Source organism: Acidovorax cavernicola (assembly GCF_003581445.1).
The window spans coordinates 17,519-39,717 of the sequence record NZ_QXMN01000027.1; the positions used below are offsets into that span (position 1 = coordinate 17,519).

Below are 22,199 nucleotides of genomic sequence, written 5' to 3' on the forward strand. Positions count from 1 at the left end.
ATGTCAGCGCGCCGCGCCTGCCGCGGCACGCGTCTTCTTCGCCGCTGATGCGGGAGTCTGCGGCGGCGTGCCATCGGACACCAGCACGCCCGTCGACAGGATGAATTCAGCCGCGCTTTCGATATCGCCCTGCAGTGCGGCCCGAGCCTTGGCGCCGTCGCGGCGTTTCAACGCAGCCAGCAACGCCGCATGGTGCGACATCGCCACCTTGTCCCCCACGCGCCGCGAGCCGGCACGCAAGTCGTAGTTGAGGATGGGTCCGATGCGCAGCCACAGCGCTTCGATCATCTGCAGCAGCACCGGCATGTCGGCGGCCGCGTAGACCGCGAAGTGGAACTCCTTATTGAAGGTGACGAGCTTCGAGCCGTCCGGGCTCGCCGAGTCCATCTCGGCCGCGAACTCGTCGTGCCAGCGCGTGATGTCGCGCAGCGCCACCGCGCCCGGCGCCGTGGCGGCCAGCTCGGTGGCAAGGCCTTCGAGATTGGTGCGGATGGTGGTGATTTCCTTGAACTGCGCGGCCGTCATCCGGGGCACGCGCAAGGTGCGGCTGGGCGTGAGTTCGAGCGCCTGCTCGGCCACCAGGCGCTGCATCGCTTCGCGCACCGGCATCACGCTCACGCCCAGCGCCTCGGCCGCGCTGCGCAATGAAATCTGCTCGCCCGGCATCATCTGCCCGCTCATCACGAGGTCGCGCAACTGGTCGTAGACGTTGGCGCTGAGCGTCTGACGCTTGAGGGGGGTGACGAGATCGGTGAGGCTCATGCGTCGAAGTATATGTCTGGGGTATTCCCTATGATTTATCTGTGATCACAGATATACGATTCCGATCATTGCAAACATCGACCCCAAGGATCTCTTCAGCATGTGGAACAACAACTCCCTCGCCGGCCGGCGCGTGCTCGTCACCGCCGGTGCCAGCGGCATCGGCCTGGACATCGTGCGCAACTTCGTCGCCGCGGGCGCCAAGGTCTTCGTCTGCGACGTGCAGCCGGCCAGCCTCGACCAATTGGCGGGTGAACTGCCCGAGGTGGGCCGCTGCGTCGCCGACGTGTCCAGGGAGGACGACGTGGCGCGTCTCTTCGAGGCGGTCGACCGCGAACTCGGCGGCCTCGACGTGCTGGTGAACAACGCCGGCGTGGCGGGCCCGACCGGCCCGGTCGAGACCGTCTCGCTCGCCGACTGGGAGCGCACGATGGCTGTCAACATCACCGGCCAGTTCCTCTGCGTTCGACTGGCCGTGCCGCGACTGCGCAAGGGCCGTCTGCCGGCCATCGTCAACCTGTCCTCGGCCGCCGGCCACCTGGGCATGCCGGGGCGCTCGCCCTACTCCGCTTCGAAGTGGGCCGTGATCGGCTTCACCAAAACGCTGGCGCTCGAACTCGGCCCCGACGGCATCCGCGTCAACGCGATCCTGCCGGGCGCGGTCGACGGTCCGCGCATCCGTGCGGTGATCGCGGCCAAGGCCGAGGTGCTGGGCAAGCCGCTCGACGAAGTGACGCGCGCCTACACCGCGCAAGCCGCACTGGGCCGCATGGTGACGGCCACGGACATCGCGAACATGGTCCTGTTCGCTGCCAGCGACCTGGCCGCCAGCGTCACGGGCCAGGAGCTCGTGGTGGACGGCCACACGCAGGCGCTGAGCTGATCCGCTCGCATCCTCTTTCCTTCCCTCTTCTTTTCCGGACACTCCATGGCCCAACGCCCCAAAGCCATCATCACCTGCGCCCCCACGGGCGCCATCCACACGCCCAGCATGTCGCCGCACCTTCCCGTGACGGCCGACGAGATCGCACAGGCCTCGATCGACGCGGCCCGCGCCGGCGCCGCGATCCTGCACCTGCATGCGCGCGACCCGAAGGACGGCCGCCCCTCGCAGGACCCGGACCTCTTCCGCCCCTTCCTCTCGAAGATCAAGGCGGCGACCGACGCGGTGATCAACATCACCACCGGCGGTAGCCCGCACATGAGCGTCGAGGAGCGCATGCGCCCGGCCAGCACCTTCAAACCCGAACTCGCGTCGCTCAACATGGGCTCGATGAACTTCGGCCTCTTTCCGATGCTGGAACGCTTCAAGTCCTTCGAACACGACTGGGAGCGCGAACACCTGGAGAACAGCCGCAACCTGATCTTCAAGAACACCTTTGCAGACATCGAGAACATCCTCAAGCTCGGCAACGCCAGCGGCACGCGCTTCGAATTCGAGTGCTACGACGTCAGTCACCTCAACAACCTGCGGTACTTCCTGGACCAGGGGCTGGTGCAGGCCCCGGTCTTCGTGCAGACCGTCTTCGGCATCCTGGGAGGCATCGGGGGCGATCCCGAAGACCTGATGCACATGCGCCGCACCGCGACACGGCTGTTCGGCGATCGCTTCGAGTGGTCGATCCTGGGCGCCGGCCGCAACCAGCTGCCGCTGGCCACCATCGGCGCCGCCATGGGCTCGCATGTGCGCGTCGGGCTGGAAGACTCGCTGTGGATCGGGCCGGGCCGGCTCGCCGCGTCGAGTGCCGAACAGGTGCTGCGCATCCGCGCCGTGCTGGAGGCACTGAACATCGACATCGCAACACCCGCCGAGGCGCGCGAGATCCTCGGCCTCAAGGGCGCGGCGAACGTCGACTTCTAGCCCTGCGCCAGGACCACCCGGCCCGGCTCGGTTGACTCCGGGGACCGGGCCGCATCCGCACGCCCGTCGCCCCAGCGCCGACGCCCTTCCGCCAGAACACCACAGGACAGGAAAGAGACTTCCCATGCAACACACATCCATCCCTGCCACGCCAGGCCTGGGGGCCAGTCGGGCAGACGACGAGCAGGCCTCGCTCAATGCCCTGATCTTCCGCAAGCTCATGCCGCTGCTGGTGCTGGCCTACGTGATCAGCTTCATCGACCGCACCAACATCGCGCTGGCCAAGAACCACATGGCCGTGGACATCGGCATTTCGGCCGCCGCCTACGGGCTGGGCGCCGGCCTGTTCTTCCTGAGCTACGCGTTGCTCGAAGTGCCCAGCAACCTGGTGATGCACCGTGTGGGCGCACGCTGGTGGATCGCCCGCATCATGATCACCTGGGGCCTGCTGTCGGCCGGCATGGCCTTCGTCACGGGAGAGACCTCGTTCTACGTGATGCGCATCCTGCTCGGCGCGGCGGAAGCCGGCCTGTTCCCGGGCGTGATGCTGTACCTGAACTACTGGTTCGGCCGCAAGGACCGCGCACGCGCCACGGGCTACTTCCTGCTCGGCGTGTGCATCGCCAACATCCTCAGCGGCCCGGTCGGCGGCGCGTTGCTGCAGATGGACGGCCTGTGGGGCTGGCATGGCTGGCAATGGATGTTCGTGCTCGAAGGTCTGCCGGCCGTGGCGCTGGCCTTCGTGGTCTGGCGCAAGCTGCCCGACGGGCCGTCCAGCGCCAGCTGGCTCACGCGCCCGCAGGCACAGGCCATCGAACGCCAGCTCGCCGCCGAACGCGCCGAAGACGTGGCCGACGGCCAGGTCGGCGAGTCGTTCAGGGCCTGCCTGGTCGACCGGCAGATCTGGCTGGCGATCTTTGTCTACTTCTGCCATCAGATCAGCATCTACACGGTGATCTTCTTCCTGCCGAGCATCATCGGCACCTACGGCAAGCTGTCGCCGCTGGAAATCGGTGCGCTCAACTCGCTGCCCTGGGTGGCCGCCGCCGTCGGCGCCATTGCGCTGCCGCGGCTCGCGGTCACGCCGCAGCGCGGCCGGCTGCTGCTGCTGGTCGGACTGGTCTCGATGTCGGTCGGTCTGTTGATCGCGGCGTTCGCGAGCCCGGCCATTGCGCTGGCCGGCTTCTGCCTCACGGGCTCGATGTTCTTCGTCGTGCAGTCCGTGATCTTCCTGTTCGCGTCGTCTCGGCTGGCCGGCGTGGCGCTGGCAGGCGGGCTGGCGCTCGTGAACACCTGCGGCCTCGTGGGCGGTTTCATCGGCCCGTCGGTGATGGGCTGGATCGAGCAGAGCACGGGCAGCACGAAGAACGGCCTGCTCCTGATCGCCGGGATGCTGGTGGCCGCCGCGCTCGCCAGCGTCTGGATGCGGCAGGGCCAGGAATCGCAGCGCAAGCGCTGACCCGTCGTTGCAACGGGCCGCGCGCTCCCACCGTCAGAGCAGCACGATGTCGTACTGCCCCTGCCCGATGGCGGGCTCGGACTGCAGCGAGATCGGCTTGCCGATGAAGTCGCTCAGCCCTGCGAGATGCTGGCTCTCCTCGTCGAGGAAGAGCTCGATGACCTGCGGCGACGAGACGATGCGGAACTCGCGCGGCGTGAACTGCCGCGCCTCGCGCAGGATTTCCCGCATCACGTCGTAGGCCACGCTGCGCGCGGTCTTCACGATGCCCTGTCCGCCGCAGGCCACGCAGGGCTCGCACAGCATGTGGGCCAGCGATTCGCGGGTGCGCTTGCGCGTCATCTCGACCAGCCCGAGCTGCGAGAAGCCGCCGGCCGTGGTCTTCACGCGGTCGCGTGCGAGCTGCTTGCGAAACTCCGCCAGCACCTGCTCGCGGTGGTCGTCGCGCGCCATGTCGATGAAGTCGACGATGATGATCCCGCCCAGGTTGCGCAGCCGCAGCTGCCGCGCAATCGCCTGCGCGGCCTCGAGGTTGGTCTTGAAGATGGTGTCGTCGAAGTTGCGCGCTCCCACGAAGCCGCCGGTGTTCACATCGACCGTGGTCAGCGCCTCGGTCTGGTCGACCACAAGGTAGCCGCCCGACTTCAGGTCGACACGCCGGCCCAGCGCCTTCGCGATTTCCTCGTCCACCGAATACAGGTCGAAGATGGGCCGCTCGCCCTTGTAGTGCTGCAGCTTGCCGGCCGCCTGCGGCATGAATTCGAGACCGAACTTCAGCAGCACCTCGAACTGCTCGCGCGAGTCGATGCGGATCGTCTGCGTGCTCTCGGTGGTCATATCGCGCAGCACGCGTTGCAGCAGGCTCAGGTCCTGGTGCAACAGCGACATCGCCGGCAGCCGGCCCGAGGCCTCGCGGATGCGCGTCCAGGTCTTGCGCAGGTAGGCGATGTCTTCGGCCAGCTCGGCATCGGCGGCGTCCTCGCCGTTGGTGCGCAGAATGAAGCCGCCCGTGTTCACAGGCACCACGCCACCGCTCTCTGCGGCTGCAGCTGCTTCAATGAGCGCCAGCATGCGGTTGCGCAGCGACTCGCGCTGGTCGGGCGGAATCTTCTGCGACACGCCGATGTGGTTGTCCTGCGGCAGGAACACCAGCAGCCGGCCGGCGATGCTGATCTGCGTGGACAGCCGCGCGCCCTTGGTGCCGATCGGGTCCTTGATGACCTGCACCAGCAGCGACTGGCCTTCGAACACCTGCTTCTCGATGGGCACCATCGGCCCGCCGTTGCGGTGGTCGCGCTCGGGCGACGCGGCGCTCGGGCGCGAGCCCGGCGTGAACGGCGAAACGATGTCGGCCACGTGCAGGAAGGCGGTGCGCTCCAGGCCAATGTCGATGAAGGCCGACTGCATGCCAGGCAGCACGCGCGAGACCTTGCCCAGGTAGATGTTGCCGACCAGCCCGCGCTCGAGCGTGCGCTCGACGTGCAGCTCTTGCACCGCGCCGTGCTCGACCAGCGCCACACGGGTCTCCTGCGGAGACCAGTTGATCAGGATGTCTTGCATGGAAGTCTTAAGTATTGAAACCTGCGCTTCGAAGCAGCTGCGCGGTCTCGAACATGGGAAGTCCCATGATGCCCGAATAGGACCCGCTGATGTGCTCGATGAACGCTGCCGCCGCGCCCTGAATTGCATACGCGCCGGCCTTGCCGAGCGGCTCGCCGCTGGCGGCGTAGGCAGCCATCTGCTTCTTCGTGAGCGTTGCGAAGCGCACGCGCGAAACGCTGAGCGCCGCATGCCGGCGACGGCCGTGCTGCAGCGCGACGGCGGTGAGCACGCGGTGCGTAGCGCCAGACAGGTGCGCGAGCATGCGCTCGGCGTCGCGCGCATCTTCGGGCTTGCCGAGGATCGTGCGGCCAAGTGCGACCGTGGTGTCGGCGCAGAGCACGGGCGCATCGGCCAGGCCCAGGCGCTTGCGGCGGGCAACGGCGGCATCGAGCTTGAGGGCGGTGACGCGCTGCACATACGCAGTCGGCGACTCGTTCGGCAGCAAGGCTTCGAGCGCCTCGGCGTCTTCGTCGGGGCCGGCCAGCAGCAGTTCGTGGCGCACGCCGAGCTGGCCGAGCAATTGGGCGCGGCGCGGGCTTTGCGACGCGAGGTAGATGAAGTCAGGCAAGTTCAGGTCTCCGTGGGCCCCACCGCCGGCCCCGTGATCATTCGCGGTGGTACGGATGGCCCGCGTTGACCGACCACGCCCGGTAGAGCTGCTCGACCAGCAGCACGCGCGCCATGGCATGCGGCAGGGTCAGGTCGGACAGGCGGATGCGTTCGTGCGCCGCGGCCTTGAAGGCCGGGTCGAGCCCGTCGGGGCCGCCGATGACCAGCGCCACGTCGTCGCCCTCGCCCTGCCAGGTCTGCAGCCGTGCGGCCAGTGCCTTCGTGGTGAGTGCAGTGCCGCGCTCGTCGAGCACGACGATGCGCATGCCGCGGACGATGGCGCCCTCGATGCGCTCGCGCTCGGCCGCATACAGCGTCTCGAGTGTCTTGGAACCGCGCGGCTCGGTCTTGACGGCGCGCAGCTCGAGCTTGAGCTCGGGCGGGAAGCGCTTGGCGTAGTCGTCCCAGGCGGTCTGCGCCCAGTCGGGCATGCGCTGCCCGACGGCGACCACCAGCAGCTTCATGCGCGGCGGGCTGGCGCCTTCTTGGCCGGCGCCTTCTTCGCAGCGGTCTTCTTGGCGGCCGGCTTGCCGACCACCTTCACCGGCACGCGTGCGGTGCCCGTGGCGGACTTCTTCGCAGGGGCCTTCTTGGCGGCGGTCTTGGCCGTGGTCTTCGAGGCTGCCTTCTTCGCCGGCGCCTTGGCGGCCTTGGCTTCCTGCTCGGCCGCGCGGATCGCGGTCTTGGCGGCGCTCGAACGGCGCAGGCTCGGAGCCTTGGCGGCAGCCGGCTTCTTCTCTTCGGCGCCCTTGACGGACGACGCAGTGGCCAGCGCAGGCTTGGTGGCGCCGAGCTTGGCGCGCACCGGCTTGTCACCCCAGATTTCCTCGAGGTGGTAGTACTGGCGGATGGCGGGCTGCATGATGTGCGCCACGGCCGAGCCGCAGTCCACGATGATCCACTCGCCGTTTTCCTCACCCTCGGTGCGCGGCTTGGCAAAGCCGGCTTCACGCACGGCGTCGCGCACGCTCGAAGCGAGCGCCTTGGTCTGGCGGTTGGAGGTGCCCGAGGCCACGATCACGCGCTCGAACAGCGGCGAGAGGTGCTCCGTGTCGAATACCTGGATGTCCTGCGCCTTGACGTCTTCGAGACCATCGATGATGGCTCGCTGGAGTTTTTGGATGTCTTTTTTGGCGGCGGCTTCAGTGGTCATCAGGCAGAGCGGTAGAGGTGGTGTTGGTCAATATAGCGTGCAACCGTGGGCGGAACCAGCGAGGAAATGTCCACACCCGACGCCACGCGCCGCCGGATGTCGGTGGCGCTGGTGTCCATGGCGGCAGGCAGTTCAAGCGCCTCGAAACGCGCGCCAGCCGGGAGGCCGGGCAGCTGTTTCGGATCAAAACGGGTGACGTCACCTGTCGATAGTGCGCGATACGCTACAGAAACGATAGCAATGCCGAGTATATCCTGCCAGCCGTGCCAGGTCGGCAAGGCACTGGCCTGGTCGGCGCCCATCACCAGCACGAGCTGTGCGCCGGGCTGTTCCTGCTGCAGTTCGTGCAACGTGTCGAGCGTGTAAGTCGGGCCGTCGCGCAACACTTCGCGGCTGTCGATGACGACCTTCCCTGTCAGCTCGCCGAAGGCCAGTCGCGCCATTGCGAGGCGGTCTTCCTTCGGCGTGAGGGTGCGGCTCTTGTGCCAGGCCTGCCCCGTGGGAATCACATGCAGCTCCGTCAGGTCGAGCTGCGCCAGCGCAGCTTCGGCCAGGGCGACGTGGGCGTTGTGCGGCGGGTCGAAGGCCCCGCCGAAGACGCCGATGCGCAAAGCAGGACCCGAGGGGCTCACACCCAGTCCCGGCGCACGATGAAGTCGCTGTACAGCGCGGCTTCGGGAGTCCCGGGCTCGGGCTGTTGTCGGTAGGCCCAGCTCGCGAGCGGCGGCATCGACAGCAGGATCGATTCGGTACGCCCGCCCGACTGCAGGCCGAAGTGCGTGCCGCGGTCCCACACGAGGTTGAACTCGACATAGCGCCCGCGCCGGTACAGCTGGAACTCGCGCTCGCGCTCGCCGTACGGCATGCCGCGGCGGCGCTCGACGATCGGCAGGTAGGCCTGCAGGAAGGCGTCGCCGACCGAGCGGATCAATGCGAAGCCGTTCTCGATGCCGCCCTCGGCAAAATCGTCAAAGAAGATGCCGCCGATGCCACGCTGCTCGTTGCGGTGCTTCAAGAAGAAATACTCGTCGCACCACGTCTTGAAGCGCGGGTATTTGTCGGCGCCGAATGGTGCGAGCGCATCACGGCACACGGTGTGGAAATGCACCGCGTCGTCCTCGAAGCCGTAGCACGGCGTGAGGTCCATGCCACCGCCGAACCAGCACACAGGCTCGCCGCCGCCCGCAGGCTGCGCCGCAAGCATGCGCACGTTCATGTGGACGATCGGCACATAGGGGTTGCGCGGATGGAAGACGAGCGACACGCCCATGGCTTCGAACGGCGCGCCCGAGAGTTCCGGGCGGTTCTGTGTGGCCGAAGGCGGCAGCTTGGCGCCGCGCACCTGCGAGAAGCCGACGCCGGCACGCTCGAACAGCGCACCGCCTTCGAGGATGCAGGTTAGACCGCTGCCCTGCAGCGGCTCGCCCGGCTCCTTCTGCCACGCATCGCGCACGGCCTGGCCGCCGTCTGCCGCCTCGACCGCCGAGATGATCGATTGCTGCAGTCCGCGCAGATAGTCGCCGACCGCCTTCGGCTGGGTGGCAGGCATCAGGATTGGGTCGTGTTGCGCGCGTTCAGGGCGCGATAGCCGATGTCCTTGCGGTACTGGGCACCGTCGAACTGCACGCGCGCAGCGACTTCGTAGGCGCGCTGCTGCGCCTGCTTGACGCTGTCGGCCAGCACGGTCACGCAGAGCACGCGGCCGCCGCTGGTCTTGAGTTCGCCGTTTTCAATCGTGGTGCCCGCGTGAAACACCACGGCATCGGGCGCTTCAGCCGGAATGCCGCTGATGCGGTCGCCCTTGCGCGGCGACAGCGGGTAGCCGTGCGCGGCCATCACCACGCCGAGCGCCACGCGCCGGTCCCACTGCAGCTCGACCTGGTCGAGCGTGCCGTCGGTGGCGTGCCAGAACACCTCGAACAAGTCGGACTTGAGGCGCATCATGATCGGCTGCGTCTCGGGATCGCCCATGCGGCAGTTGAATTCGAGCGTCTTGGGCTGGCCCTGAGCATCGATCATCAGGCCGGCGTACAGGAAACCCGTGTACGGAATGCCGTCCTTTTCCATGCCGCGGATGGTCGGCAGGATGATCTCGCGCATCGCGCGCGCATGTACCTCGGCCGTGACCACGGGCGCGGGTGAATACGCGCCCATGCCGCCGGTGTTCGGGCCTTCGTCGCCGTCGAGCAGGCGCTTGTGGTCCTGGCTGGTGGCCAGCGCGGTGACGTTCTTGCCGTCGCACAGCACGATGAAGCTGGCTTCCTCGCCCTGCAGGAACTCTTCGATGACGACGCGCGCGCCGCCTTCGTTGTGCGACACGCCGAACTTGTTGTCGACCAGCATGAAGTCGACCGCCTCGTGGGCTTCCTGCGCGGTCATGGCAACGACCACGCCCTTGCCGGCGGCCAGGCCGTCGGCCTTGACGACGATCGGCGCGCCCTTGGCGTCGATGTACGCGTGGGCCGCCGCGGCGTCGGTGAAGGCCTCGTACTCGGCGGTCGGAATCTTGTGGCGCTTCATGAAGGCCTTCGAGAACGCCTTGGAGCTTTCGAGCTGCGCCGCAGCCTGCGTCGGGCCGAAGATGCGCAGGCCATGCGCACGGAACTCGTCCACCACGCCGGCAGCCAGCGGCGCCTCGGGGCCGACCACGGTCAGCGCGATCTTCTCGGCCATCGCCCACTCGCGCAGCGCGGCGGGCTCGGTGATGTCGATGCAGTCGTAGCGTTCGTCGCTCACAGTGCCGCCGTTGCCCGGTGCCACGTAGACGCGGCTGACCCGGTTGCCCTGCGCCAGCCGCCACGCCAGCGCGTGCTCGCGGCCCCCTCCTCCAATCACCAGTACCTTCATTCGCGGGCTTTCGTTTGTCGCTGTGGATCCATCATTCATTCGTTCAGTCGGACAGTGCGGCGTTGTGATAGACGTCCTGCACGTCGTCCAGGTCCTCGAGCACGTCGAGCAGCTTCTGCATCCGGGCGGCGTCCTCGCCGGTCACGTCCACGGTGTTCTCGGCGCGCATGGTGATCTCTGCGGCATCGGGCTTCAGGCCCGCGGCTTCGAGGGCGTTCTTGACGGATTCGAAGTCGCCGACGGCGGTGAGCACCTCGATGGCGCCATCGTCGTCGGTGATCACGTCCTCGGCGCCGGCCTCGAGAGCCACTTCCATGACCTTGTCCTCGCTGATGCCGGGCGCGAAGATGATCTGCCCGCAGTGCTTGAACTGGAAGGCCACCGAGCCTTCGGTGCCCATGTTGCCGCCGTGCTTGGAGAAGGCGTGGCGCACTTCGGCCACGGTGCGCACGCGGTTGTCGGTCATGGTGTCGACGATGATCGCCGCGCCGCCGATGCCGTACCCTTCGTAACGAATTTCTTCGTAATTGACGCCTTCGAGGTTGCCCGTGGCCTTGTCGATGTTGCGCTTGACGGTGTCGATGGGCAGGTTGACCGCCTTGGCCTTTTCGACCGCCAGCCGCAGCCGGGGGTTGGCACTGAGGTCACCGCCGCCGGCACGTGCCGCCACCGTGATTTCGCGAATGGCGCGGGTCCAGAGCTTGCCCCGTTTCTCGTCCTGGCGGCCCTTGCGGTGCTGAATATTTGCCCACTTGCTATGTCCGGCCATGGCTATCTCTCTCGCTGTCGTGTGTTTTCAAAGCAAGTGTGGAGTTTACTGTCCGGCGCACACAACGCTCCCCGGCGCCCGGGATTTCGGCCCGGACCTTTTGGTGATAATTGTTTGATGACGCCATCGCCCATTGCCGGTACGGGAAATCCCGACGCCCTGCCGCCGCACGCACCGCTGCCGCTGTACTACAACACCGAAGCGGAGCACCAGGCCTTCCTGCGGCGCATCTTCGACAGCACAGCCGCGGACTACGACCGCATCGAAGCCGTGCTGGCCTTCGGCACCGGCCCGTCCTATCGTCGCGCCGCGCTGCAGCAGGCCGGCCTTGCCGCGGGCGCGCAGGTGCTCGACGTGGGCATCGGCACCGGGCTCGTCGCCCGCGAGGCCCTGAAGATCATCGGCCCCACGGGCAAGCTGACCGGCGTCGACCCGAGCGTTGGGATGATGGGCCAGATCCGCCTGCCTGGTGTCGAGCTGATCCAGGGCGTGGCCGAGGCCCTGCCCCGGCCGGACGCCAGCTGCGACTTCGTGAGCATGGGCTACGCTATGCGCCACATCAGCGACGTGGCCGCCGCTTTCTCCGAATTCCATCGCGTGCTGCGCCCCGGCGGCCGCGTCGTCGTGCTCGAGATCACCAAGCCCGAAGGCCGCATGGCGACGGCGCTGCTCAAGGGCTACATGCGCGCCGTGGTGCCGCTGATCGCCCGCGTGGTCGGCCGCCGCAGCGACACCTCAGAGCTGTGGCGCTATTACTGGGACACGATCGAGGCCTGCATTCCGCCCGAACGCGTCATGCAGGCGCTGGGCGCTGCCGGCTTCAGCGAGGTTCGCCGCCATGCGAGCCTCGGGGTCTTCTCGGCCTACACCGGCCGCAAGCCCGAATCCACCGCCGACGAGGTTCGCTGAACGTGCGCCCCCAGGACGACCACCTTCACCCCCCCCTGCGCGTGGAGCGCCTCTCGCTGCCGGACAGCCTCGCGCTGGCCACGCACAGTCACGCGCCCTTTGCCGCGCTCGGCTACGGCACGCCGCACGGTGTCGCCTGGATGCCGACGGTCAACGCGCGCGTGCTGTCGCCGCAAGGTGCCATGGCCGACGTGTGGCACGTGGGCGACGGCTCCCAGATCAAGTCGGGCACCACCGGCATCGCGCGCTGGCGCACCGACGGGCATTGGCTGCTGGGCGCCATCGATCTCGATGAAGCCGTGGAAGGCCAGAGCCTGACCGAGCTTTCGCAGCGCGCCTACCGAGACCTGTTCCGCACGCTCGACCAGGCCGGCACGCCGCACCTGCAGCGCATCTGGAACTACCTGCCGCGCATCAACGCCGACGGTGGCGGGCTCGAACGCTACCGCCAGTTCAACCTGGGCCGGCAGGAAGCCTTCTTCGAAGCCGGCCGGGCCGCCTTCGAGGGCGCCCCGGCCGCCTGTGCGCTGGGCATCCGCCAGGGCGCGCTGTCGATCCGTTTTCTCGCGGGACGCACCGCGCCGCTGCCAGTGGAGAACCCGCGGCAGGTGTCGGCCTACCGCTACCCCGAAACCTACGGCCCGCGCTCGCCGACCTTCTCGCGCGCCGCGCTGGCGGACATCGGCGACGGCCAGATCGCGCTCTTCATTTCGGGCACGGCGAGCATCGTCGGGCACGAAACCGTGCACCACGGCGATGTGCAGGAGCAAACCCGCGAGACCCTGCGCAACCTCGAAGCCGTGATCGCCTCCGCCCATGCGCAGACCACCGCGCGCTTCTCGCTCGACGCGCTCGATTGCGTGGTGTATGTGCGGCATCCGTCGGACACCGACGCCGTGCGCGAAGTGATCGCAGCCGCGCTCGGTGCCGACGCGCCGATGGCCCGGCATGCCGTGTACCTGGAAGCCGACATCTGCCGCAGCGATCTGCTGGTCGAGATCGAGGCCCACACGGTCGCCGCCGGACGGCTGCAGGCCGCGTGAGCGGTCGCCCGTCCGTCCGACCGACCTCACCACCCATGAACGTGCTGCGTTTTCTCACGTCGATCCCGCTCGCGCTGATGCTCTATGCGCTGCTGCTGTTTCTCGGCTTGATCTCGCTGGTCTGGAATTTCGTCGCCATGCTGCTGTACCCGGTGATGCCGGCCGTACCGGCGCGCGCGCTGGGCCGCATGACCATCGCCTTCGCCTACCGGATGTTCTGGTGGCTCGCGTCCGTCACCGGCATGATGCGCATCGACGCCTCGTGCCTGGACCCGATGCGCAACGAACCCGGCGTGATCTTCGTGGCCAACCACCCGACGATGCTCGACGCGCTGCTGCTGGTGGCGCGGCTGCCACGCAGCGCCTGCATCATGAAGGCCGAGCTGATGGGCAACATCTTCCTCGGCGCGGGAGCCCGGCTGGCGCGCTACATCAGCAACAAGTCGGCCCGAACCATGGTGCGCCTGGCGGTCAATGACCTGCGCCAGGGCGGCCAGCTCGTGATCTTTCCCGAGGGCACGCGCACGGTGACGCCGCCGCTCAACCCCTTCCGACCCGGCACCACGCTGATCGCCAAGCTGGCGCAGGCGCCGATCCAGACGGTGTTCATCGACACCGACTCGCCCTACCTCGGCAAGGGCTGGCCGCTGTGGCGCGTGCCGCCGCTGCCGATCGTCTTCACGCTGCGGCTGGGCAAGCGCTTTGCGCCGACGCAGGACAGCGACGCGTTGCAGGTCGAGCTGGAACACTATTTCCGTCAACACATGGAGCAGCGCGCCACCGACGCGTCCCCCGAATGCCAGCAGACGCCTCGCGCACCCACCTTGTCCTGATTCCCAGCTACAACACAGGCGAGCGTCTGTTCTCGACGGTCGCGGCCGCACGGGCCCAATGGAACCCGGTGTGGGTGGTGATCGACGGCAGCGACGACGGCACGGGCGAGCGGTTGCAGCAGATGGCGACTGACGATCCGGGGCTGCGCGTGTGGGTGTTGCCGCAGAACCAGGGCAAGGGTTCGGCGGTGCTGCACGGGCTGCGGGCCGCGAAGGAAGCCGGCTTCACGCATGCGCTCACGATGGATTCCGACGGGCAGCATCCGGCGGACCTGATCCCCTCTTTCATGAACGCGTCGCTGGCACGGCCCGAGACGATGGTGCTGGGCCGGCCGGTGTTCGACGCCAGCGCGCCGCTGCTGCGGGTGCGGGGGCGTCGGGTGTCGAACGGCTGGACGCAGCTCGAAACGCTGTTCGCGGGGGTCGGGGATTCGCTCTACGGCTTCCGCGTGTATCCGGTGGTCGATCTGATTGCCGTGATGGCGCGGCAACCGTGGATGCGACGCTTCGACTTCGACACGGAGGCCGTGGTGCGACTGGCCTGGCGCGGGGTCAAGCCGGTGAACATCGATGCGCCTGTGAAATACCTGACAGCTGAAGAAGGCGGGGTGTCGCACTTTCGCTATGGACGCGACAACGTGTTGCTGACGTGGATGCACACGCGGTTGATGATCGAGTTCGTCTTGCGGCTGCCTGGGCTGCTGATTCGCAAGATTCGAGGGGCGCCGCCGTTTCAGGACTGAACCCCTTTTGGGGGCACCCGACAGGCGGTACGGCGCGGCCAGCCCCACTGTGCCGGCCGCTTCGCGGCTCCCCTGCGGTGCTCGCGTTTCGCGGGGTCTCGCAGAACTCGCTCCACTGCGTTGCGCTCAAACAGCTGCGAGCCCTGATCCGCGAAACGCTGCGCTCCTCGGCGGCACAGAGGGGCCGTCCACACCGCACCGCCTGCCGGGCGCCTGCTGTGACGTGAAGGCCCTCTGCCCTTCTTCCGCTACTCAGCAGCAGCGCCGCCACCCAAAGCCTTGTACAGCGTCATCGTTGCGTTGAGCTGGTTCAACCGGTTCTGTGCCACCGAAACTTCCGCGGCGCGGCGCTTGTCCTTGGCATCGAGCACCGGCTGCAACGCAGTGGCGCCGGCGCGGTAGCGCACTTCGGACAAGGCTTCCGCACGTTGCGCCTGTTGAAGCGCCAGGGCCAACTTGACGCTTTCATCTTGCAACTGGGTCCGTGACGACAGCGTGTTCTCCACCTCGGATAGCGCGGTGTAGAGCGACTGGCGGAACCCGACGACCGCTTCTTCGTACCGCGTCTGCGACACGGCGACGGTCAGGCGTGCGGTGTTCCATTGCAGGAACGGCAACACCAGCCCCGCACCCAAAGTCGCGACGGGGTTCTTCAACACCTCGCCCAACGCATTGCTCCCCGCGCCCAATGCGCCCGTGAGGCTCAGCACCGGATAGAAGCCCGTGCGTGTCGCATCGACGTTCGCCAGCGACGCCCGCAGGCGCTGTTCTGCTGCGCGCAGGTCGGGTCGACGGCCGAGCAGGCTGGCGGGCAGGCCGGCATCGATCACGGGCAAGGCCGTGTCCGGCAGCTGCGACGGCTCCTGGTCGAGGGCGTCGGGCGGCATGTCGAACAGGATCGCCAGCGCGTTGCGCGCCTCGACGCGCTGTTGCAGCAGTTGCGTGTGCGCCGCCTCCTGGCTCGCGAGGTTCTGGCCCGCCTGCGCGACATCGAGCCCGGACACGGCGCCCGCCGCGTACTTGGCGCGCACCAGTGCCTGGATGCGACTTGCGTCGGCGATGCCGGCTTCGCTCAGTGCGATGCGATGGTTCAGGTGGCCGCTTCGCCAGTACAGCTCGGCGGTCGTGCCCACCAGCGCCAGCGCCGTGGCCTCACGGTCGGACTGGGTGGCCTGCAGTGCCCAGTCGGCCTCGCTGCGCTGTGCCGACAGGCGCCCCCACAGGTCGATTTCGTAGCTCAGGCTCAGCTGGGAGCTCGCGCTCGATGCCGCCACGCCGCCGCGCTTCAGGTCGAAGCGACGGTTCGTGTCGAGCTGCCCCGTCACGCCCGGCGTGAGGTTCGTGTGGGCCAGGCCAGCCTGCAATTGCGCCCGCTGCACGCGGATGCCGGCGACGGCCAGGTCGTTGTTGGTGCGCAGGGCGTTGTCGATCAGGGCGTCGAGCCGCGCGTCGTTGAAGGCGGTCCACCAGCGTGTCTGCGGTATCGCGGCGGCGTTTGACGATGGCGGCGTGGGCTGCTGCTGTTGCCATGCCTGCGGCACGCCAAGCGGCCGTTGCTCGCGCCGCTCGGGTTGGAACAGTGTGCAGCCGCCGAGCGCCAGCGCCACGGCGAGCGCCCCCAGGGTCAGGCGCGCGCTACTCACGAGCCAGCGCCTCGATGGGGTCGAGCCGCGCAGCGTTGCGCGCCGGCAGATACCCGAACAGCACGCCGATGAGCGACGCGCACAGGAAGGCAGACACGACAGCCCCCAGCGAAAAGATCATTTGCCATTGCTTCACGAACACCGAAAACAGAAAGCTGATGCCGTACGACAGCATCACGCCGATGAAACCGCCGACCAGGCACACGAGCACCGCCTCGGTCAGGAATTGCTGCAGCACATCGCTCTGGCGCGCGCCCACGGCCATGCGGATGCCGATCTCGCGGGTGCGCTCGGTCACCGACACCAGCATGATGTTCATCACGCCGATGCCGCCGACCACCAGAGAGATCACTGCGATCAGCGACAGCAGCAAGGTGAGCGACTGGCTCGTGCGCTCGGCCGTCTTCACGATGCTGTCCATGTTGAAGGTGAAGAAGTCCTTGCCGCCATGGCGCAGCGTGAGCAGCCGCACGATGCTGTCCTCGGCCGCCTTGGTCGGCTGGTCGTCGCGGATGCGCACGGTGATGTTGTCGAAGTGCTGCTGCCCGAACAGCCGGCTCGCGCCGGTGCTGTAGGGCAGCCAGATGTTGAGCGACTTGTTCTCGCCGAACATGCTCTTCTTTTCCTGCGCCACGCCGATCACCGTGCACGGCAGGCTGCCCACCAGGATGATCTTGCCGACCGGGTCGGTGCCCTCGGGAAAGAGCTTGCGCCGCGTGTTCTGGTCGATCACCACCACCTGCGACTGCTGCCGCACGTCGTTGGCATTGAAGGCCATGCCGCTGGCCATCTGGACGTCGCGCACGCTGAAGAAGCTGTCGCTGACGCCGTTCACGTTGCCGTTGATGTCGGCGCTGCGGTAGCGCAGGCGCAGGCTGCGCATGGTGGTCGGCGTGACGCTGTGCACGTAGGGCTGCGCGGCGATGGCCTGCAGGTCGGCCGGCAACAGCGTGCGGATGCTCGCGGCCTTGTCGTCGCCGAAGTCGCGGCCCGGGTAGATGTCGAGCGTGCTGGTGCCGATGGCCTTGATGTCGGCCAGCACGAAGCGCTTGGCGCCCTCCCCGATGGCCACGATCGACACCACCGACGTGATGCCGATGATGATGCCCAGCATGGTCAGCGCCGTGCGCATGCGATGCGCCATCATCGAGCGCCAGGCCATGCGGAAGGCTTCGGAGAAGCGCGCCCAGCCGGTGCTGAAGCGCGCGATGCCGAGCGTGGGGCGGGTCATGGCGGGCGGCGCCGGAGCGTCGTCTGCAACCGCCTGCGGCGGCGCGGCCACCGTCGGCACATTGGGACGGTCGCCCACAATTTCGCCGTCGGCGATCTCGATGATGCGCTCGGTGCAGCGTGCGACCTGCATGTCGTGCGTCACGATGATGATCGTGTGCCCCTGCGCATGCAGCTCGCGCAGGATGCCCATGACCTCCTGACCGCTCTTGCTGTCGAGCGCGCCGGTCGGCTCGTCGGCCAGGATGACCTGCCCGCCGTTCATCAGCGCGCGCGCGATGCTCACGCGCTGCTGCTGGCCGCCCGAGAGCTGGCTCGGCCGATGCTCGGTGCGGTCGCCCAGGCCCAGCCGCGCCAGCAGCTGGCGTGCTCGCTCCTCGCGCGCGCCGCCCTCGGTACCGGCGTACACGGCGGGCACCTCGACGTTGCCGGTGGCCGTCAGGTGCTGCATGAGGTGGTAGCGCTGGAAGATGAAGCCGAAGTGCTCGCGCCGCAGCGCGGCCAGCGCATCGCTGTCGAGCGTGCCGACGTCCTGCCCCGAGACGGTGTAGGTGCCGGTGCTCGGCCGGTCGAGGCAGCCGAGGATGTTCATGAGCGTCGACTTGCCCGAGCCCGAGGCCCCGACGATGGCCAGCATTTCGCCGTGGCCGATGTCCAGGTTGACGTCCTTCAGCACCTGGACCTCCTGCTCGCCCGAGGGAAAGCTGCGGCCGATGCCGCGCAGGGTCAGCAGCGGCTGCGTCACTGGCGCGGCCTCCGGGTGTTGCCGTCGTTGCCATTGCCGTTGTTGCCGTCTGCCTTTTCCAGCGCCGAGGCATCACCCGTGATGACGTTGTCGCCCTCTTTCAGGCCTTCGAGCACTTGCGCCTGGAAGTTGTTGCTGATGCCGATGCGCACCTGCCGCTTCTCCACGCTGTGGTCGGGCTTGAGCACGCGCACTTCCTGGCGGCCGTCCTTGTCGCGCGCGCCCAGTGCGGTGAGCGGCACGGTCAGCGCCTGCTTCGCCTCGCCCAGCAGGATGGCGACCTGCGCCGTCATGTCGACGCGCAGCGTGCGGTCGGGGTTGGGCACGTCGAACAGCGCGTTGAAGAACACGGCGTTGTTGATCTTCTCGGGTGCCGGCTGCACGGCGCGCAGCGTGCCGTGGTAACGCGTGTCGGGATCGCCCAGGATGGTGAAGTACACCGGCTGGCCGGCTTTCACGCGCACCACGTCGGCCTCGGAGACCTGGGCTTTCACGGTCATGGTCGACAGGTCGGCCAGCTTCATCAGCGTGGGCACCTGGAACGAAGCCACCACGGTCTGGCCTTCGAGCGTGCTGATCGACACCACGTCGCCGTCGATGGGCGCGACGATGCGCGTGTATGACAGGTTGGCCTGCGCCGAGGCCAGGGCCAGCTTCTGCTGGCGGATCTGCGCGTCGAGCGAGACGGCATCGGCACGCAGCGCGCGCAGCTCGGTGTCGGCCCCTTCCAGGTCCTGACGCGCGGTGGCGTCCTGCGCCAGCATCTCGCGCTGGCGCGCCCAGGTGAGCTCGGCCTGCTTCACGCGGACTTCCTTCGCGAGCTTCTGCGCCTGCAGGTTCTCGAGCTTGGCTTGCTCCTGCGCCAGGGTGTTCTGCAGGATGACGGGGTCGATCTCGGCGAGCCAGTCGCCCTTCTTCACCGTCTGGCCGAGCACCACCTTCAGCGACTTGAGCTGGCCGGACGCCTGCGCGCCCACCTCGACCTGCCGGAACGCCTGCAGCACGCCGGTGGCCAGCACCGAGTTCTCGAGGTCGCTGCGCTGCACGGTGGCGGTCAGGTAGTCGGTTTTCTTCGGCGGACTCAACCAGAAGAAGGCCACGATGGCCAGCACGACGAGCAAGGCCAGGCCGACAAGGAGCTTGCGCGATCGCCGCGAAGGAGTGTTGTTGGGCATGCAGTGGAAGTGGGATGAAACGGCCAGTGGCCCTGGGAAAGGATGAGATTGATCCTAGCCCCGGTTGCTGAAGGCCGGCTAAAGCATGCCTTTCCGGCGGGCCTTTGCCCCGGAACGGGATGCGGCCCATGAAAACGGCGTGGCCCGCTGCCCCTGGGGGACAGCGGGCCACGCCGCAAGACCTACTGAAAAAGAACTCAGCGCGCAGTGCGCCGACGCACAAGCAAGGTAATGAGCAACAGTGTCAGCACCGTGAACGCGATGAACGACCAGTTCGCCAGCGTCAGGCCGAACAATGTCCAGTCGATCTTGGAACAGTCGCCGCCACCGCGGAAGATCATCGGCAGCGCGCGCTTGAGCGGGAAGGTCTCGATCATTCCGTACAGGTCACGCCCGCACGAGACGACTTCGGGCGGATACCACTGCAGCCAGCTCTGCTGCGCCGCCGTGTAGGCGCCGCCCAGCGCCGACACCAGCGCCAGCACCCCGCCGGTGACCTGCAGGCCACGGCTCCTGAACAACGCTGCCAAGCCGGTGAACAGCGCCACCAGCATCAGCGCGTAGCGCTGCACGATGCACATGGGACAGGGTTCGAGCCCGACCACATGTTGCAGATACAGCCCGAAGGCCAGCATCAGGACACAGGCCAGGCAGATCAGCGCGAGCGCGCGGCGCGGCGCGCCGAAGTACCAATGGATCAAGGAGACACCCAATCTTCTTCTACGAACACCCTGGCCTTGCGCGGATTGGCGACGACGGTGTCGCCTTCCTTCAAGCCCAGGTCGCGGAACTGTTGCGCAGGGAGTTGCGCTTCGATGATGGTTCCGGAGCCCGGATTATCTGGATTCGTTTCGGTGGGCTCAAGTTCCAGCCGCGCGATCGGTCCGACGACGATCGCACGCGACAGGGTGGCGACGATGCCGGCGGCGCCGGGCAGGTAGCGTGTCACATCCAGGTCATGCGGGCGCACGTAGGCCAGCGCCTTGGCGTCGCGCGCGGTGCCGTGCTCGGGGGAGTCGATGCGAATGCCGTCCAGCTGCACCGCGCCGTTGTCGGCCCGACCGTGGAACAGGTTCACGTCGCCCAGGAAGCCGTAGACGAACGGGCTCGCGGGCTTGTCCCACACGTCCTGGGGCGAGCCGACCTGCTCGATGCGGCCCTTGTTGATGACCACCACGCGGTCGGCCACTTCGAGCGCTTCTTCCTGGTCGTGTGTGACGAAGATCGAGGTGACATGCAGCTCGTCGTGCAGCCGGCGCAGCCAGCGGCGCAGTTCCTTGCGCACCTTGGCGTCGAGCGCGCCGAAAGGCTCGTCCAGCAGCAGCACCTTGGGCTCCACCGCCAGCGCGCGGGCCAGCGCGATGCGCTGGCGTTGGCCGCCGGACAGTTGCGAGGGGTAGCGATCGGCCAGCCAGTCGAGCTGCACCAGCTTGAGCAGGTCGGTCACCTTGGCCTTGATCTGCGCGTCGCTCGGGCGCTCCTTGCGCGGCTTCACGCGCAGGCCGAAGGCCACGTTCTCGAACACGGTCATGTGACGGAACAGCGCGTAGTGCTGGAACACGAAGCCCACCTGCCGCTCGCGCACGTGCACGTCGGTGGTGTCTTCGCCAGAGAAATGGATGCTGCCGGTGTCGGCCGTTTCCAGGCCCGCGATGATGCGCAGCAGCGTGGTCTTGCCGCAGCCCGAGGGGCCGAGCAGCGCGACGAGTTCGCCCGACTCGACGTCGAGGTTCACGTTGTTCAGCGCGCGGAAGTCGCCGAACTGCTTGCTGATGTTGCGGATTTCGATGCTCATGGTCTTGTTCTCTCGTCTTCTCAGGCCACCGAGGGCTCGGGGGGACGCTCGGGCGGAAGCTCGGCGATGGCTTTCATTTCGCGCTCATGGCGCCACTCGATGACCGACTTGATCACCAGGGTGACCAGCGCCAGGATCGCCAGCAGCGAGGCCACGGCAAACGCGGCCACCGACTGGTATTCGTTGTAGAGCACTTCCACATGCAGCGGCATGGTGTTGGTCTGGCCGCGGATGTGGCCCGACACCACAGACACCGCGCCGAACTCGCCCATGGCGCGCGCGTTGCACAGGATCACCCCGTACAGCAGGCCCCACTTGATGTTGGGCAGGGTCACGCGCCAGAAGGTCTGCCAGCCGGTCGCGCCGAGCACGATGGCGGCCTGCTCTTCGTCGGTGCCCTGCGCCTGCATCAGCGGAATGAGTTCGCGCGCAATGAAGGGGAAGGTCACGAACACGGTGGCCAGCACGATGCCGGGCACGGCGAAGATGATCTTGATGTCGTGCTCCGCGAGCCACGGACCGAACCAGCCCTGCGCACCGAACACCAGCACATAGATCAGGCCCGCCACCACCGGCGACACCGCGAACGGCAGGTCGATCAGCGTGGTGAGAAAGGCCTTGCCGCGGAACTCGAACTTGGCGATGGCCCAGGCCGCCGCCACGCCGAACACGAGGTTCATCGGCACGGCGATGGCCGCGGTGATCAGCGTGAGGCGGATGGCGCTCCACGCATCGGGTTCCTTCAACGCCTCGAGGTACGCGTTGACGCCCTTGCGCAGCGCCTCGACCGCCACGGCCGCCAGCGGCAGCACGAGGAACAGGAACATGAACACGAGGGCGATGCCGATCAGCGTCCAGCGGACCCAGGCCGACTCGGTGGTGCCGGCTTTTGCGCGGCGGATGGTCTTGGAAGGTGCGCTCATGGCAAGTTCCCGATGAGGCTGCGCGAAGGAACACCGCAGAACCGGCTTTGCCGGGCTGCTGGTGTTGCCCCCGGCGAGGGGGTTGGCGAAGCGACACG

Annotated in this window: 22 protein-coding genes; 7 read left to right on the forward strand and 15 right to left on the reverse strand. The window is 67.6% G+C overall.

All coding sequences use genetic code 11. The features are described 5' to 3' along the window. Positions 1–3 precede the first annotated feature (3 nt). A complete protein-coding gene (locus tag D3H34_RS20080) occupies positions 4–762 on the reverse strand; it encodes a GntR family transcriptional regulator (protein ID WP_119556010.1) in 759 nt (252 codons plus the stop codon). 100 nt (positions 763–862) lie between these two features. On the opposite strand from D3H34_RS20080, the gene D3H34_RS20085 reads away from it, so the two are divergent. The 3 genes from D3H34_RS20085 (at position 863) to D3H34_RS20095 (ending at position 4,082) form a co-directional block, all read left to right on the forward strand. Beyond that, positions 863–1,645, forward strand: a complete 783-nt coding sequence (locus D3H34_RS20085; RefSeq protein ID WP_119556011.1) for an SDR family oxidoreductase — start codon at positions 863–865, stop codon at positions 1,643–1,645. 45 nt (positions 1,646–1,690) lie between these two features. After that, complete coding sequence (gene kce, locus D3H34_RS20090) at positions 1,691–2,623, forward strand: 3,5-dioxohexanoate:acetyl-CoA acetone transferase (protein WP_119556012.1); 933 nt, start codon at positions 1,691–1,693, stop codon at positions 2,621–2,623. 124 nt (positions 2,624–2,747) lie between these two features. Continuing rightward, complete coding sequence (locus D3H34_RS20095; protein ID WP_119556013.1) at positions 2,748–4,082, forward strand: MFS transporter; 1,335 nt, start codon at positions 2,748–2,750, stop codon at positions 4,080–4,082. A gap of 33 nt (positions 4,083–4,115) precedes the next feature. On the opposite strand, the gene rng is transcribed toward D3H34_RS20095, so the two are convergent. The 8 genes from rng to D3H34_RS20135 are packed head-to-tail and all read right to left on the reverse strand — an operon-like array spanning position 4,116 to position 11,062. After that, complete coding sequence (rng, locus tag D3H34_RS20100; protein ID WP_119556014.1) at positions 4,116–5,642, reverse strand: ribonuclease G; 1,527 nt, start codon at positions 5,640–5,642, stop codon at positions 4,116–4,118. A 7-nt stretch (positions 5,643–5,649) separates the two neighbouring features. Beyond that, positions 5,650–6,252, reverse strand: coding sequence for a Maf family protein (locus D3H34_RS20105; protein WP_119556015.1), 603 nt, complete (start codon positions 6,250–6,252; stop codon positions 5,650–5,652). A 37-nt stretch (positions 6,253–6,289) separates the two neighbouring features. Further along, positions 6,290–6,757: a 23S rRNA (pseudouridine(1915)-N(3))-methyltransferase RlmH gene (gene rlmH, locus D3H34_RS20110; RefSeq protein WP_119556016.1), complete on the reverse strand. Its 468-nt coding sequence runs from the start codon at positions 6,755–6,757 to the stop codon at positions 6,290–6,292. Beyond that, on the reverse strand, positions 6,754–7,446 hold the full coding sequence (rsfS, locus tag D3H34_RS20115; RefSeq protein ID WP_119556017.1) for a ribosome silencing factor: 693 nt from the start codon (positions 7,444–7,446) through the stop codon (positions 6,754–6,756). Before rsfS ends, rlmH begins: the two co-directional genes overlap by 4 nt. Next, positions 7,446–8,078, reverse strand: a complete 633-nt coding sequence (gene nadD / locus D3H34_RS20120) for a nicotinate (nicotinamide) nucleotide adenylyltransferase (protein ID WP_119556018.1) — start codon at positions 8,076–8,078, stop codon at positions 7,446–7,448. Before nadD ends, rsfS begins: the two co-directional genes overlap by 1 nt. After that, positions 8,075–8,995 (reverse strand): oxygen-dependent coproporphyrinogen oxidase, encoded by a 921-nt coding sequence (gene hemF, locus D3H34_RS20125; protein WP_119556019.1) that lies wholly within the window; start codon positions 8,993–8,995, stop codon positions 8,075–8,077. The genes nadD and hemF overlap by 4 nt, the downstream gene beginning before the upstream one ends. Beyond that, entirely contained in the window at positions 8,995–10,293 is a 1,299-nt protein-coding gene (purD, locus tag D3H34_RS20130; RefSeq protein ID WP_119556020.1) for a phosphoribosylamine--glycine ligase, read from the reverse strand. Before purD ends, hemF begins: the two co-directional genes overlap by 1 nt. Before the next feature lie 43 nt (positions 10,294–10,336). Beyond that, a complete protein-coding gene (locus D3H34_RS20135; protein WP_119556021.1) occupies positions 10,337–11,062 on the reverse strand; it encodes a YebC/PmpR family DNA-binding transcriptional regulator in 726 nt (241 codons plus the stop codon). A 117-nt stretch (positions 11,063–11,179) separates the two neighbouring features. On the opposite strand from D3H34_RS20135, the gene D3H34_RS20140 reads away from it, so the two are divergent. The 4 genes from D3H34_RS20140 to D3H34_RS20155 are packed head-to-tail and all read left to right on the forward strand — an operon-like array spanning position 11,180 to position 14,590. After that, on the forward strand, positions 11,180–11,971 hold the full coding sequence (locus D3H34_RS20140; protein WP_119556022.1) for a class I SAM-dependent methyltransferase: 792 nt from the start codon (positions 11,180–11,182) through the stop codon (positions 11,969–11,971). Between the two features lie 2 nt (positions 11,972–11,973). Then, complete coding sequence (locus tag D3H34_RS20145; protein WP_119556023.1) at positions 11,974–13,014, forward strand: chorismate transformation FkbO/Hyg5 family protein; 1,041 nt, start codon at positions 11,974–11,976, stop codon at positions 13,012–13,014. Positions 13,015–13,049: 35 nt separating this feature from the next. Continuing rightward, entirely contained in the window at positions 13,050–13,847 is a 798-nt protein-coding gene (locus tag D3H34_RS20150) for a lysophospholipid acyltransferase family protein (RefSeq protein WP_095948657.1), read from the forward strand. Beyond that, on the forward strand, positions 13,811–14,590 hold the full coding sequence (locus D3H34_RS20155; RefSeq protein WP_119556024.1) for a glycosyltransferase family 2 protein: 780 nt from the start codon (positions 13,811–13,813) through the stop codon (positions 14,588–14,590). The genes D3H34_RS20150 and D3H34_RS20155 overlap by 37 nt, the downstream gene beginning before the upstream one ends. Before the next feature lie 248 nt (positions 14,591–14,838). Here the strand turns inward: D3H34_RS20155 and D3H34_RS20160 are convergent, their stop codons facing one another. From D3H34_RS20160 to cysW, 6 genes are all read right to left on the reverse strand, one after another. Further along, complete coding sequence (locus D3H34_RS20160) at positions 14,839–16,233, reverse strand: efflux transporter outer membrane subunit (protein WP_119556025.1); 1,395 nt, start codon at positions 16,231–16,233, stop codon at positions 14,839–14,841. Further along, on the reverse strand, positions 16,226–18,208 hold the full coding sequence (gene macB, locus D3H34_RS20165; protein WP_119556026.1) for a macrolide ABC transporter ATP-binding protein/permease MacB: 1,983 nt from the start codon (positions 18,206–18,208) through the stop codon (positions 16,226–16,228). Before macB ends, D3H34_RS20160 begins: the two co-directional genes overlap by 8 nt. Next, positions 18,205–19,383, reverse strand: a complete 1,179-nt coding sequence (gene macA, locus D3H34_RS20170; protein WP_119556027.1) for a macrolide transporter subunit MacA — start codon at positions 19,381–19,383, stop codon at positions 18,205–18,207. The genes macB and macA overlap by 4 nt, the downstream gene beginning before the upstream one ends. 197 nt (positions 19,384–19,580) lie before the next feature. Next, complete coding sequence (locus D3H34_RS20175; protein WP_119556028.1) at positions 19,581–20,084, reverse strand: disulfide bond formation protein B; 504 nt, start codon at positions 20,082–20,084, stop codon at positions 19,581–19,583. Further along, positions 20,081–21,178, reverse strand: a complete 1,098-nt coding sequence (locus D3H34_RS20180; RefSeq protein ID WP_119556029.1) for a sulfate/molybdate ABC transporter ATP-binding protein — start codon at positions 21,176–21,178, stop codon at positions 20,081–20,083. The genes D3H34_RS20175 and D3H34_RS20180 overlap by 4 nt, the downstream gene beginning before the upstream one ends. Before the next feature lie 20 nt (positions 21,179–21,198). Then, positions 21,199–22,101 (reverse strand): sulfate ABC transporter permease subunit CysW, encoded by a 903-nt coding sequence (gene cysW / locus D3H34_RS20185; protein ID WP_119556030.1) that lies wholly within the window; start codon positions 22,099–22,101, stop codon positions 21,199–21,201. Positions 22,102–22,199: the final 98 nt, after the last annotated feature.

What these genes read in the sequence shown, in the direction of transcription:
- D3H34_RS20155 (WP_119556024.1), top strand. Translation starts at nt 13,811, where the DNA reads ATGCCAGCAGACGCCTCGCGCACCCACCTTGTCCTGATTCCCAGCTAC.
- rlmH (WP_119556016.1), bottom strand. Translation starts at nt 6,757, where the DNA reads ATGAAGCTGCTGGTGGTCGCCGTCGGGCAGCGCATGCCCGACTGGGCG.
- D3H34_RS20135 (WP_119556021.1), bottom strand. Translation starts at nt 11,062, where the DNA reads ATGGCCGGACATAGCAAGTGGGCAAATATTCAGCACCGCAAGGGCCGC.
- D3H34_RS20085 (WP_119556011.1), top strand. Translation starts at nt 863, where the DNA reads ATGTGGAACAACAACTCCCTCGCCGGCCGGCGCGTGCTCGTCACCGCC.
- D3H34_RS20150 (WP_095948657.1), top strand. Translation starts at nt 13,050, where the DNA reads ATGAACGTGCTGCGTTTTCTCACGTCGATCCCGCTCGCGCTGATGCTC.
- macA (WP_119556027.1), bottom strand. Translation starts at nt 19,383, where the DNA reads ATGCCCAACAACACTCCTTCGCGGCGATCGCGCAAGCTCCTTGTCGGC.
- hemF (WP_119556019.1), bottom strand. Translation starts at nt 8,995, where the DNA reads ATGCCTGCCACCCAGCCGAAGGCGGTCGGCGACTATCTGCGCGGACTG.
- D3H34_RS20095 (WP_119556013.1), top strand. Translation starts at nt 2,748, where the DNA reads ATGCAACACACATCCATCCCTGCCACGCCAGGCCTGGGGGCCAGTCGG.
- rsfS (WP_119556017.1), bottom strand. Translation starts at nt 7,446, where the DNA reads ATGACCACTGAAGCCGCCGCCAAAAAAGACATCCAAAAACTCCAGCGA.
- purD (WP_119556020.1), bottom strand. Translation starts at nt 10,293, where the DNA reads ATGAAGGTACTGGTGATTGGAGGAGGGGGCCGCGAGCACGCGCTGGCG.
- rng (WP_119556014.1), bottom strand. Translation starts at nt 5,642, where the DNA reads ATGCAAGACATCCTGATCAACTGGTCTCCGCAGGAGACCCGTGTGGCG.
- D3H34_RS20180 (WP_119556029.1), bottom strand. Translation starts at nt 21,178, where the DNA reads ATGAGCATCGAAATCCGCAACATCAGCAAGCAGTTCGGCGACTTCCGC.
- kce (WP_119556012.1), top strand. Translation starts at nt 1,691, where the DNA reads ATGGCCCAACGCCCCAAAGCCATCATCACCTGCGCCCCCACGGGCGCC.
- D3H34_RS20080 (WP_119556010.1), bottom strand. Translation starts at nt 762, where the DNA reads ATGAGCCTCACCGATCTCGTCACCCCCCTCAAGCGTCAGACGCTCAGC.
- D3H34_RS20140 (WP_119556022.1), top strand. Translation starts at nt 11,180, where the DNA reads ATGACGCCATCGCCCATTGCCGGTACGGGAAATCCCGACGCCCTGCCG.
- cysW (WP_119556030.1), bottom strand. Translation starts at nt 22,101, where the DNA reads ATGAGCGCACCTTCCAAGACCATCCGCCGCGCAAAAGCCGGCACCACC.